This window comes from Streptomyces sp. NPDC048297 (assembly GCF_043201585.1).
GTDB lineage: Bacteria > Actinomycetota > Actinomycetes > Streptomycetales > Streptomycetaceae > Streptomyces.
Genome location: NZ_JBICZA010000037.1, coordinates 27,297 through 39,018 on the forward strand (window position 1 = coordinate 27,297; position 11,722 = coordinate 39,018).

12 protein-coding genes are annotated in these 11,722 nt (G+C 71.3%); 9 read left to right on the plus strand and 3 right to left on the minus strand.

Translation table 11 applies throughout. From position 1 onward, the window contains the following. Positions 1–55 precede the first annotated feature (55 nt). From ACGFYV_RS31375 to mug, 5 genes are all read left to right on the plus strand, one after another. Positions 56–1,606 (plus strand): MFS transporter, encoded by a 1,551-nt coding sequence (locus ACGFYV_RS31375; protein WP_393881896.1) that lies wholly within the window; start codon positions 56–58, stop codon positions 1,604–1,606. 799 nt (positions 1,607–2,405) lie between these two features. Further along, positions 2,406–2,720 carry a hypothetical protein gene (locus ACGFYV_RS31380; protein WP_393881897.1) on the plus strand — a complete coding sequence of 105 codons (315 nt, stop codon included), beginning with the start codon at positions 2,406–2,408 and terminating at the stop codon, positions 2,718–2,720. Between the two features lie 501 nt (positions 2,721–3,221). Next, a complete protein-coding gene (locus ACGFYV_RS31385) occupies positions 3,222–3,434 on the plus strand; it encodes a hypothetical protein (protein ID WP_393881898.1) in 213 nt (70 codons plus the stop codon). A 130-nt stretch (positions 3,435–3,564) separates the two neighbouring features. Further along, positions 3,565–5,007 (plus strand): adenylosuccinate lyase, encoded by a 1,443-nt coding sequence (gene purB / locus ACGFYV_RS31390; protein WP_393881899.1) that lies wholly within the window; start codon positions 3,565–3,567, stop codon positions 5,005–5,007. Between the two features lie 53 nt (positions 5,008–5,060). Continuing rightward, complete coding sequence (gene mug, locus ACGFYV_RS31395) at positions 5,061–5,549, plus strand: G/U mismatch-specific DNA glycosylase (protein WP_393881900.1); 489 nt, start codon at positions 5,061–5,063, stop codon at positions 5,547–5,549. Between the two features lie 197 nt (positions 5,550–5,746). Here mug and ACGFYV_RS31400 read toward each other — a convergent pair whose 3' ends face one another. Beyond that, complete coding sequence (locus ACGFYV_RS31400) at positions 5,747–6,457, minus strand: ABC transporter permease (protein ID WP_393881901.1); 711 nt, start codon at positions 6,455–6,457, stop codon at positions 5,747–5,749. Positions 6,458–6,459: 2 nt separating this feature from the next. Beyond that, entirely contained in the window at positions 6,460–7,380 is a 921-nt protein-coding gene (locus ACGFYV_RS31405) for an ABC transporter ATP-binding protein (RefSeq protein ID WP_393881902.1), read from the minus strand. Between the two features lie 120 nt (positions 7,381–7,500). Between ACGFYV_RS31405 and ACGFYV_RS31410 the strand changes: the two genes are divergently transcribed. The 4 genes from ACGFYV_RS31410 (at position 7,501) to ACGFYV_RS31425 (ending at position 10,789) form a co-directional block, all read left to right on the plus strand. Further along, entirely contained in the window at positions 7,501–8,670 is a 1,170-nt protein-coding gene (locus ACGFYV_RS31410; RefSeq protein WP_393881941.1) for a sensor histidine kinase, read from the plus strand. A 14-nt stretch (positions 8,671–8,684) separates the two neighbouring features. Beyond that, positions 8,685–9,338, plus strand: a complete 654-nt coding sequence (locus tag ACGFYV_RS31415; RefSeq protein WP_393881903.1) for a response regulator — start codon at positions 8,685–8,687, stop codon at positions 9,336–9,338. Between the two features lie 100 nt (positions 9,339–9,438). Further along, complete coding sequence (locus ACGFYV_RS31420; RefSeq protein WP_393881904.1) at positions 9,439–10,596, plus strand: ROK family transcriptional regulator; 1,158 nt, start codon at positions 9,439–9,441, stop codon at positions 10,594–10,596. A gap of 1 nt (position 10,597) precedes the next feature. Next, positions 10,598–10,789 (plus strand): hypothetical protein, encoded by a 192-nt coding sequence (locus ACGFYV_RS31425; protein ID WP_393881905.1) that lies wholly within the window; start codon positions 10,598–10,600, stop codon positions 10,787–10,789. 11 nt (positions 10,790–10,800) lie between these two features. On the opposite strand, the gene ACGFYV_RS31430 is transcribed toward ACGFYV_RS31425, so the two are convergent. Beyond that, complete coding sequence (locus ACGFYV_RS31430) at positions 10,801–11,562, minus strand: GntR family transcriptional regulator (protein ID WP_393881906.1); 762 nt, start codon at positions 11,560–11,562, stop codon at positions 10,801–10,803. Between the last annotated feature and the right edge of the window lie 160 nt (positions 11,563–11,722).

Here is an 11,722-nt window from a genome sequence, read left to right on the forward strand (position 1 = left end):
CGATCACATCCCTCCTGGCTAGATGTTTGTAAAGTCAGTGTGCTAGCTTCTGGCTATGATTTCCACAAGTCAGGTTATCACTCGCGTGGGGCGACCCTCTGTGCCCGCTCCCTCCGGCAGGCGGAGATGGTGGGCTCTCCTCGTCCTCTGCCTCGGTGTGATGATGGCCTTCGTCAACGTGTCGTCGACGATCTCGGCGCTACCGCCAATCCAGGACGATCTGCATATCTCGGCGAGCACGGTGGTCTGGGTGAGCAGCGCCTACTCCCTTGCCGTGGCCAGCCTCGTCCTGTCGGCCGGCACCCTGAGTGACCTCATTGGGCGGCGTCGGGTGTTTCTGGTCGGTGTAGTCCTGTTCACGCTCGGTAGCGTGCTGGCCTTTCTGGCGGCGACTCCGGGCCTGCTCATCGCGGCCCAGGCCCTGATGGGCGTCGGTGCAGCGGCCCTACTGCCCTCGAGTCTGGCGATCGTGAGCCACACGTTCACCGACCCCCACGAGCGGACCAGCGCGATCAGTATCTGGGCCAGCTGCACCGGTCTCGGACTGGCCATCGGACCCTTGACGGCGGGGGTATTGCTGGACCAGGTGTCGTGGCACGCGGTCTTTCTCACCAACCTGGTCATCGGCGTGATCGCCCTCGTCCTCACTCCGGTCTTCGTGACCGAGAGCAAGCATCCGACACGACGGTTCGACCCGGCCGGTGTGGTGCTCGGCACCCTGGCGGTCGCGTCGGCCACCTACGCCATCATCGAGGGCGGCGCCAGCGGCTACGGACGTCCCTCGATCATCGCCGTGTACGTCGTCTTCGTCGTCTCACTGGCGGCCTTCATCCGGGTCGAACTGCGCCACCACGATCCCATGCTGGAACTGCGGCTGTTCAAGAACGCGTCGTTCGCCACCGTGATGAGTGTCGGCGCCGTCACGATGTTCGGGTTCGTTGGCGTCTCGCTGCTCGCCGTGCTGTATCTGGAGCGGGTCGCCCACGCAAGTGCCCTGGCGACCGGGGTCAAGCTGCTCCCGATGTTCGCCACCTACATCGTCATCAGTGCCTTCGCGGCACCCCTGGCGCGCAGGTTCGGTATCGCGGCCGTGCTCACCTCCGGCCTCGTGCTCGTCGGCGCGGGGGCTTTCGCGCTCCTGGCAGTCGGACCGTTCAGTGGCTACGGCGCGATGTGGCCCGGTCTGTTCCTCGCCGGAGCGGGCTCGGCGCTGCTGGTGGCGCCGTCGACCGCCGCCGCGGTCAACAGTGTGCCCCCGCTGCAGGCGGGCATGGCGGCCGCGTCAGTCAACATGTTCCGACAGCTCGGCAGCGTCCTCGGCCCGAGCGTCCTCGGCACCCTCGTCACGACACGCTTCCCGAATTATCTGCACGACCAGCTGGCCTCAGCCAAAGTCCCGCCCAGGGGAATTGACGAGGTCGTCGCAGGAGCCACGCACGGCGGCACGAGCCGTCCCCCGGCGTCACTCGCGCAGGCGGTGTCCAGCGCCGTGCCGAGGGCCTTCACCGACGCCCTCCACCTGGGCTGGCTCATAGCCGGGATAGTGCTGCTGGCCATGACGGTCCCCTCGGTGCTGTTCCTCCGGCGTCGGCACTCCGCGGCGTAAGCCGACCAGCCTCACTCATAACTGTGATGACGCACGGCAACGCGGCGGCTGATGCTCCTGGACGAACCGAACCTGCGGGCAGCATGTACCGGGATACCGCAGGGGCCATGACGCCCCTGGGCGCTCGCCGGAGCCGGTGGTCGCGCGTGCCCGTTCAGTGGGACTCGGCGGCGGCGACGGCGCCTGTAGGATCAGATCGGCGACCGCGTCGGGACGCACAATCAGGGACACCTCGCAGGAGTTGATCTCCACGGTGTGGGAGTGGGCGGGTTTGACCTCGAAGCCGTCAGCCATCGGCGGCAAACTCACCAGCCACGCAAGTCGCTCTCGACTCAGGCACCCCGGGCTAATCCATAGCCCATATAGGCCCTCGACACCACGTCCGGTGCAAAACACCCCTTTCGAAAGGCGTTTTGTACCGGACGTGGCGTTTGGTGGATATTCCGTGGATCATCAGATGTGGACCTATCCGGGCCGACGTGGTGCCCCAGTTGGAGTTGGTTGCTCCTGTCTGAGCTTGACTCTGTCGGGGATCTTGGATGGTCGGGCTCAGGTACCGAGGGTTCGCCAGGACTTCGGCCGGGGGATGTCGCTCTGGTCCAGGAAGGTCTGGAAGGTGGTCGGCGGTCTCGGTGAAGAGGCTTCCTAGTACTCCAGCAGCGTTTCGCTATCTGGGCTGGTCAGAGGCATCGTCCGGAGTGTAGTTGGCTGATGTTGGGTCGGGGGCGGTCTTGCCGGATCGTCCGTCCAACGAGTGGATCGAGAACTGTCCGTGCTCAGAGGCGGGCAGCCTCCCAGCGTGATCGACGACCTTGCGGACGCGAGCTGGGACCGGGAACTCAACGACCTCTTCCTTCGTATCGGCCACCGCTTCGGCCGCGCCGACCTGCGCCGCCGCATGCGGGACTATGTCCGTGCCCTGCTCGGCCCGGTCGGCCGCAAGAACGGCTGGCAGCTGGCCGAATACGCCGGCCATAGCACCCCCGACGGCCTGCAGCGGCTGCTCGACGGAGCAACCTGGGGCGAAGGCGGCGATGCGGGCGATGGCGGCGACGTACGCGGGCTTGCGCGGCTTGTAGGAGCCGATGGCCGGGCGACCTGGCCGAGGGTGTAGCGGCCGACCGTGTGAGTGCGGTGGGCGCGGCCACCGGCGACGGTGCGGCGGGTGCGGGCGGTGGCGGCCGGGGTGACGCCGAGGCGCTTGGCCACGGAGCGTAGACCGTTCGCGCAGCCGGTGGCGGTGGTCTTCTCGACGCCGGCCGCGATGGCCACAGTGGCGAGTGAGTGGGGCTGGCGGTGGCGGCTGGAGGCGAGCCGGTTCGCGGCCGAGCGGCGGCGAAGTCCGGTACGGAGGACGCGCCAGGTGGAACGGCGCTCACGGCGGATGGAGGGATGCGTCACAGCGGGTCTCCCGGTGTAGTCGGGTGGATTCCGTGAGGCCCTCGTTCGGTGTTGGCGCACCGGCGGGGGCCGCTTGCGTTGTCGGCTGGATTCCCCTGCCGACAACTCCACTTTAGGGAACGCGATGTTCCTTGTTCAATGGCTTCATCCATGGATATCGACTCGAATCTAGGTAACCTGATGTGCCATAACGATAGATGGAACACTGTGTGCCATGGACAAGCGATCACTGACGCAGATGGCGCAGCGCTTCAGGGAAGCCGAGCAGCGAACCGAGATCCTGCGGCAAGAGCTCGCGGTAGCGATCAGGCAGGCAGACGCGGACGACGTACCGCAGAAGGACATCTGTGAGGCCACGGGGTACACGCGCCAGCAGGTGCGACGCATCGTGCTGGCCGGCGAGACTGAGACGGCCGCTGAGTCCTGACGGGCGGCCGTCTCACATTCGTCTCACATATGGGCGCACGGCGACCCGTCTAAGGGCTCGCTGACCTGTACTTTCCTACGGTCCCTGGACGGTACAGACCCTATATGGACGGACTGTAAACTCTGGACACGTGACTTCTGCGCCCGCCAAGCCCCGCATCCCGAACGTCCTCGCCGGACGCTACGCCTCCACCGAGCTCGCCACGCTCTGGTCGCCCGAGCAGAAGGTGAAGCTGGAGCGGCAGCTCTGGCTCGCCGTGCTGCGTGCCCAGAAGGACCTCGGCATCGAGGTGCCGGACGAGGCGATCGCCGACTACGAGCGCGTCCTCGGCACTGTCGACCTGGCCTCCATCGCCGAGCGCGAGAAGGTCACGCGGCACGACGTGAAGGCGCGGATCGAGGAGTTCAACGACCTCGCCGGGCACGAGCACGTGCACAAGGGCATGACCTCCCGCGACCTCACCGAGAACGTCGAGCAGCTGCAGATCCGGCTCTCGCTGGAGCTGGTGCGCGACCGTACGGTGGCCGTCCTGGCGCGCCTGGGCAAGCTGGCCGGCGAGTACGCCGAGCTGGTCATGGCCGGACGCTCGCACAACGTGGCCGCGCAGGCCACGACTCTCGGCAAGCGGTTCGCGACCGCCGCCGACGAACTGCTCGTGGCCTACGGCCGGACCGAGGAGCTGCTCGGCCGCTACCCGCTGCGCGGCATCAAGGGCCCGGTCGGCACCGCGCAGGACATGCTGGACCTGCTCGGCGGCGACACCGCCAAGCTCGCCGAGCTGGAGCACCGCATCGCCCACCACCTGGGCTTCTCGCAGGCGTTCACCTCGGTCGGCCAGGTCTACCCGCGCTCGCTGGACTACGAGGTCGTCACCGCGCTGGTGCAGCTGGCGGCGGCGCCGTCCTCGCTGGCCAAGACGATCCGGCTGATGGCCGGGCACGAGCTGGTCACCGAGGGCTTCAAGCCCGGCCAGGTCGGCTCCTCGGCGATGCCGCACAAGATGAACACCCGCTCCTGCGAGCGCGTCAACGGCCTCATGGTCATCCTGCGCGGCTACGCCTCGATGACCGGCGAGCTGGCGGGCGACCAGTGGAACGAGGGCGACGTGTCCTGCTCGGTGGTGCGCCGGGTCGCGCTGCCCGACGCGTTCTTCGCGCTCGACGGGCTGCTGGAGACCTTCCTGACCGTCCTCGACGAGTTCGGCGCCTTCCCGGCCGTCATCGCCCGCGAGCTGGACCGCTACCTGCCGTTCCTCGCCACGACCAAGGTGCTCATGGGCGCCGTGCGCGCCGGTGTCGGCCGCGAGGTCGCGCACGAGGCGATCAAGGAGAACGCCGTCGCCACCGCGCTCGCGATGCGCGAGCAGGGCGCCGAGCGCAACGACCTGCTCGACAAGCTCGCCGCCGACGAGCGCCTCCCGCTCGACCGCGACCAGCTGGCCGCGCTGATGGCCGACAAGCTGTCCTTCACGGGTGCCGCGGCCGACCAGGTCGGTGTGGTCGTCGGCCGGATCGACGAGATCGTCAAGCAGCACCCGGAGGCCGCCGGCTACACCCCCGGAGCGATCCTCTGACCCGCTTCACCCAGGCTGAACTGGAGGCCGCCCGCGACCGTCTCGTCCCCGACGTGGTCGCGGACGGCCTCCATGTCCTGTTCTGCGGCATCAACCCGGGCCTGATGACAGCCGCCACGGGCCACCACTTCGCCCGCCCCGGCAACCGGTTCTGGCCTGTGCTGCACCTGTCCGGCTTCACCCCGAGGCTGCTGAAACCGGCCGAGCAGCAGGAATTGCTGTCGTACGGGCTCGGCATCACGAACGTGGTGGCGCGGGCGACCGCGCGGGCCGACGAGTTGACGGCCGAGGAGTACGTGGAGGGCGGGCGGCTGCTGACGGCCCGCGTGACGCGCCTGTGGCCCCGCTGGCTCGCGGTGGTCGGCGTGACCGCCTACCGCGCCGCTTTCAAGGAGCGCACGGCGCGGGTGGGGCCCCAGGAGCGGACCATCGGGGACACGCGGGTGTGGGTGCTGCCCAACCCCAGCGGCCTGAACGCGCACTGGACGGCGGCGACGATGGCCGAGGAGTTCGCCCGGCTGCGCAAGGCCGCACAAGCCTGACGCGGCCGCACGGGCTGAGGTGGCGGCACAGGCCTGACATGGCGGCACGGGTCTGGCGTGGCCGCACAGGCCTGGCGGGGCACCGCGGGCCGGTCTCGGTGACCACCAGCCCCACCGATCCCATCAGCCCCATCGGTCCCACCGGACCTACGAGCCCTACCGGTCCCACCGGACCCCCCGTACCCCACTGCAGGCCCTCACGCGTCCCTGCGGCGGATGCTCCTCGCTCCCGCGAGCAGAGCCGCCCCCGCCCACAGCGCGGTCACGGCGAGCCCGGTCCAGGGGCCGAGGGCGCCGTCCCAGGTGCTGTGCAGGGCGACTTGGCCGGCGCGGTCGGGCAGGAAGTCGGCGACGCCCGCGGACAGGTCGCCGACGACGAAGGACACGACCAGCAGGAACGGGATCAGGACGGAGAGCGTCGTGACGCCGCTGCGCAGCACAGCCGCGACCCCGGCGGCGAACAACGCCATCAGCGTGAGGTGGAGGCCGCAGCCCAGGGCCCCGCGCAGACCCTCGCCCCAGGCCGGACCGGACGTGCCGAGTACGGCCTTGCCCACGGCCAGCGTCGCCAGGCCGGTGAGCAGACCGACCGCCAGCACGGGCAGGGCGATCGCTGTGGTCTTCGCGGCGAACCAGCGCCGCCGGTCGGGTACGGCGGCCAGCGTCAGGCGCAGCGCGCCGCCCCGGAACTCCGCCGAGACCGCCGTCGTACCGAAGGCGACCGCGGCGATCTGGCCGAGGCCGACCCCGAAGAACGCCGAGAACAACGGGTCGACGCCGTCGGCGTCGGCCGCGGCGATCGCGGAGAACGCCGTGGTGGTCACGAAGATCGCGGCCAGGGCGGCGACGAGCGGACGCAGTGTGCGGATCTTGATCCACTCGGCGTGCAGGACGGGAGTGAACGGCATGGTCAGGCCTCCTGGGGGTGCGCGGTGAACTCGGCCTCGGCAGCGGTCAGATCGAGGTAGGCCTGCTCCAAGGTGGCTTCCTGAGCGGTCAGTTCCAGTACGGGGACGCCCGCTCGCGACATGAGGCGGCCGAGGTCGTCCACGCGCGCGTGACGCACGGTCCACGTGCCGTGCTCGTCCCGGGAGGCGTCGTGGCCGTGGCGGGCGAGCAGGTCGCCGAGAGCGGCCGGGTCAGTGGAGCGGATCCTGACCTGGGGCCGTACGCGCGCGTGGATGAATTCCTGGACGGGCGTGTCGGCGAGGAGGCGGCCCCGGCCGAGGATGACGAGGTGGTCGGCGAAGGCGGCGGTCTCGTTCATGAGGTGGCTGGAGACCAGGACGGTACGGCCTTCGGCGGCGAGCCGGCGCAGCAGGGTGCGGATCCAGACGATGCCCTCGGGGTCGAGGCCGTTGGCGGGCTCGTCCAGCAGGATCACCTCGGGGTCGCCGAGCAGGGCGGTGGCGATCCCGAGCCGCTGGCGCATGCCGAGGGAGTACGTCTTCACCCGGCGCCGGGCCACCGGTGCCAGCCCGGTCTCCTCCAGGACCGCCCCGACCCGGCGGACGGGGATACGGTTGCTCGCCGCGAGCGCGCGCAGATGGTCGTACGCGCTGCGGGATCCGTGGGCGGCACGCGCGTCGAGCAGGGCGCCCACCCGGCGCAACGGCTCACGGAGTTCGGTGTAGGGCCGGCCGCCGATCGTCGCGGTGCCGGCGGTCGGCCGGTCGAGGGCCAGGACGAGGCGCAAGGTGGTGGACTTTCCCGCGCCGTTGGGGCCGAGGAAGCCGGTGACCCGACCGGCGCGGACGCTGACCGTGAGGCCGTCCACGGCTCGGCGGCCGTCGTACTCCTTGGTGAGATCCCGAAGGTCGATGCTGGTCATGGCACCAGCGTCGCCGGGCGGGCGGGTTCGGGTCCTCCCCCGCCCGTGGAGATCGTCTCCCCCGTGCGGGGGAGGACCGTTGTCAGTCCTGCCTGCGACGATGGCCACATGGCCGTCCGCATGATCCGTATCCTGCGCCCGCTGCTGCGCGGGGCGACGTACACGCGTCTGCTGCATCTGTGGACGCCCGTGCTGATCGTCAGTGTGTGGCTCTTCATCGACATGTCGACTCCCTGGGTGCCCGCGCTGTTCCTCGTCCCGCTCGGCCTCGTGCCGGCCGTGCGGATGGGCGAAGGGGTGCAGGCGCGGCTGCTGTTGACGCCCGGCGAGGAGGAGCCGGGCATCTCCATCGCGCCGTCGTCCTCCTGGCGCGACCGGTGGCGCACGGTGCTGTGGCTGGAGCTGCGGATGGTCCTCGGCGCGATGGCCGTGTTCGCCACGGTGTGGCTGCCGATCCTCACGTACGAACTGGCGAAGTGCGCGTGGGGCGGGGGCCCTTCAGGTTTCCCGTGGCTGGACCGGCTGCCGCCGGACCGGGCCTACGCCCTTCTCGTGCCACTCCCGCTGTTCGCCCTGTACGGCGGCGTCGTCGGCCTGGGCGCGCTCGTCACGGCGTGCGCGCGCCGGCTGCTCGGACCGTCCGCCGCAGAGCGGCTGGCCGACATGGAGGAGCGCACCGAGAACTTGTTGGAACGCACCCGGATCGCCCGGGAGTTGCACGACTCCATCGGGCACGCCCTGACGGTGGCAGTAGTGCAGGCGGGCGCCGCGCGGGCGGCGGGCGATCCGGAGTTCACCGACCGCGCGCTGGCCGCCGTCGAGGACACGGGCCGGGCCGCCCTGGAGGATCTGGAGCGCGTCCTCGGGGTACTGCGCGACTCGGAGCGGCCGGTGAGCGTCCGGCCCACGCTGGCCGACGCCGACCGCCTCCTGGACTCGGCGCGTGCCGCCGGCGCCACGGTCGACGCCGAGGTGACCGGGCCCGTGGCGGCGCTCCCCGGCCCGGTCTCGCGCGAGGGCTACCGCATCCTCCAGGAAGCGCTCACCAACGTGCTGCGGCACGCGGGAGCCGTTCCCGTAAGGGTCCGGGTGGCCGTCGCCGGCGGCACGCTCGCGCTGGAGGTCCGCAATCCGCTGCCGGCCGCGATACCCGGGCCCGGACGGGGCAGCGGCCTGCGTGGCAGCGGCCTGCGCGGCGTCCGGGAGCGCGCCGCACTGCTCGGGGGCAGTGCCCGTACCGGGCCGGACGGGGACGACTGGTTCGTGCGCGTGGAGCTGCCGCTGGGCTGATCTAGGCTGGCCGGATGCCGGTCACCGTTCTCCTCGTCGACGACGAACCCCTGGTCCGTGCGGGTCTGCGGGCCGTGCTGGAGGCGCAGCCCGACATCGAAGTGGTCGGCGAGGCGGCCGACGGAGCGGCGGTGATCCCGCTGGTGCGCCGGCTGCGGCCGGACGTGGTCGCGATGGACGTGCGCATGCCACTGCTGGACGGGATCGAGGCCACGCGCGCGGTGCTGCGCACCGTCCACGCGCCGCCGAAGATCCTGGTGGTGACGACCTTCGAGGACGACGAGTACGTGTACGAGGCGCTGCGCGCGGGTGCCGACGGGTTCCTGCTGAAGCGGGCCCGGCCGGCCGAGATCGTCCACGCGGTGCGGCTGGTGGCGGAGGGCGAGTCGCTGCTTTTCCCGGCGTCCGTACGGCAGCTCGCGGCCCGCTACGGCGGTGACCGTACGGTCGGTGACGCGCTGGCGGATGCGCGGCTGACCGAGCGGGAGGCGGAGGTGCTGCGGCTCATGGCGCGCGGGCTGACGAACGCGGAGATCGCCGTGCGGCTGGTCGTCGGGACGGAGACGGTGAAGTCGCACGTGAGCGCCGTGCTGGCCAAGGTCGGGGCGCGCGACCGCACCCAGGCGGTGATCGCCGCCTACGAATCGGGGTTCGTCGCGCCGGGCTGATCCGCGACGGCCGCACCGGTCGGCGCGGCCCGGCACTCGCCGGGGTGGGCCGGGCCGAGTACGATCCGCCCAACACGCCCGCGAGCTGGGAGGACGGACGGTGGGCCAGCTGACCGGCGGCGACCCCTCGCTGCTGCGAAGGATCAATTCCGCGGTGGTGCTGCACGCGCTGCGTGCGACGGACTGCGCGACGCTCACCGAGATCACCCGGGTCACCGGTTTGTCCCGGCCGACCGTCGAGGGGGTCGTGGAGGGGCTGATCGAAGCGGGCCTCGTGGTCGAGAAGGCCGCCGAGGAGGGCACCGCACGCCGTCAGGGGCGGCCCGCGCGCCGGTTCCGGTTCCGGGCCGAGGCCGGGCATCTGCTGGGCCTGGAGATCGGCGCGCACCGGGTCGCCGCGCTCCTGTCCGACCTGGACGGGCGGGTGCTGGGCGCGCAGGCCAAGGAGGTCGACGAGACCGCTCCGGCGGACGAGCGGCTGGAGCGGCTGCGCGTCGCCGTCGCGGAGCTGCTGCGCCGGGCCGGGATATCCCGGGGTTCGCTGCGCGCGGTGGGCGTGGGCACACCGGGCATCGTGGAGGCCGACGGCACGGTCCGGCTGGGCACGGCCCTCCCGGAGTGGACGGGCCTTCGGCTCGGCGAGCGGCTCAGCCGCTCCTTCAAGTGCCCGGTGCTGGTGGAGAACGACGCCAACGCGGCGGCCGTGGCCGAGCATTGGAAGGGCGCGGCGACGGAGACCGACGACGTGGTGTTCGTGCTGGCCGGGCTGAGTCCGGGCGCGGGTTCGCTGATCGGCGGCCGGCTGCACCGCGGGTACGGCGGGGCCGCCGGGGAGATCGGCGCACTGCATCTGCTGGGCCGGGGGGCGACCCCGGAGACGCTGCTGTCGACCACGGACGAGCCGCTGCATCCGCTGGACGAGCAGGCGGTCGCCGAGGTGTTCGCGCTGGCACGGAAGGGCGACCGGCGGGCGCGGGCGGCCGTGGAGCGGTTCATCCAGCGCCTCGTGCACGACGTGGCCGCACTGGTCCTGGCCCTCGACCCCGAACTGGTCGTGATCGGCGGCTGGGCGGCCGGCCTGGACGGCGTCCTGGATCCCCTGCGCCGCGAACTGGAGCGCTACTGCCTGCGACCGCCCCGGGTGACGCTGTCCCTGCTCGGCGATTCGGTGGTGGCCACGGGCGCGCTGAGGCTGGCTCTCGACCATGTGGAGGAGCAGTTGTTCGCGGTGGAGGGGACGGTCACGGCGCGGCGCTGAGGTGGGGCACGGCGCCGTCGATCCCCCTTGGGCGGACACCGCCGACTCCCTCACCGCCGACTCCGATTCCGTCACCGGCGTCACCGGCGTCACCGGCGTCACCGGCGTCACCGGCGTCACCGGCGTCACCGGGAAAACGCACGGCGCCCCGGTGGAGTTCCGGGGCGCGGCAGCGGGCGACGGGTCGCGGTGAGGGCTACGGCGTCAGGAGGCCCGCCGCTCGGGGTCGTGGTGTATCTCGACGTCGGGCGAGTCGCCGAAGGTCAGCCGGCAGGTGTCGGCGCGGTACGTCGCCACGGAGAGCGCCGCGGTGCGGCCCTCGGCGAAGAAGCGGGTGGTGACGACCAGGACGGGCGAGCCGGGCAGCCGGTCGAGGTCCCTGGCGTCGTCCGCGCGGGCCGAGCCCAGCTCGACGGCACGGTCCTGCCCGTCGAGGTCCAGGCGCTGCAGCTCGCGCAGTACCGCACGCGCGTGTGCCGGGCCGGACGGCGCGTCTATCGAGGTGAGGTCGGGCACCGCGGCGGCCGGGATGTAGACCAGCTCGGTGGCGACGCGCTGGCCGTGGGACATCCGGGAGCGACGCACGATGTGCACCTCGGCGGTCCCGGTCTCCAGGGCCGCCGCGACGGCCGCGGGCGGCGCGGCCTGCTCGGAGTCGATGGGCTGCCAGGCGTCCTCGCCGGCCCCCGGCCAGACGTGCCGCTCGGAGCCGACGGCCACGCCCACGCGCGGCGGAGCGACTGTCGTGCCGACCCCGCGTCGGCGCTGCAGCCGGCCCTCCAGCTCCAGCTGCTCCAGGGCCTGACGGAGCGTGGCACGGGCGACGCCGAAGCGAGCGGCCAGGTCGCGCTCGTTCGGCAGGATCTCACCGACCGAGAACTCCGAGTCCAGTGCCTCGCTGAGCACGGTCCTGAGATGCCAGTACTTCGGTTCCGGCACCGTTTCCAGCTGCGTGGTGGTCCCCACCCTGTCCTCCGCAAGAGCCGTGGTCCGGCGGTTTTTAGCGCCCTTGTTTATTAAAGGTTGTTGCACTTCTGTGCGACCATAGGGCGCCCCTCACCCTTGGTCAAGACCAATCCTCGATCCCTGACGAGACCTGGGCGTGCCGCGCCGCGGAGCGTTCACA

Coding starts and splice junctions, on each gene's coding strand:
- ACGFYV_RS31385 (WP_393881898.1), top strand. CDS start 3,222: ATGGACAAGCGATCACTGACGCAGATGGCGCAGCGCTTCAGGGAAGCC.
- ACGFYV_RS31410 (WP_393881941.1), top strand. CDS start 7,501: ATGATCCGTATCCTGCGCCCGCTGCTGCGCGGGGCGACGTACACGCGT.
- ACGFYV_RS31405 (WP_393881902.1), bottom strand. CDS start 7,380: ATGACCAGCATCGACCTTCGGGATCTCACCAAGGAGTACGACGGCCGC.
- ACGFYV_RS31375 (WP_393881896.1), top strand. CDS start 56: ATGATTTCCACAAGTCAGGTTATCACTCGCGTGGGGCGACCCTCTGTG.
- ACGFYV_RS31400 (WP_393881901.1), bottom strand. CDS start 6,457: ATGCCGTTCACTCCCGTCCTGCACGCCGAGTGGATCAAGATCCGCACA.
- ACGFYV_RS31415 (WP_393881903.1), top strand. CDS start 8,685: ATGCCGGTCACCGTTCTCCTCGTCGACGACGAACCCCTGGTCCGTGCG.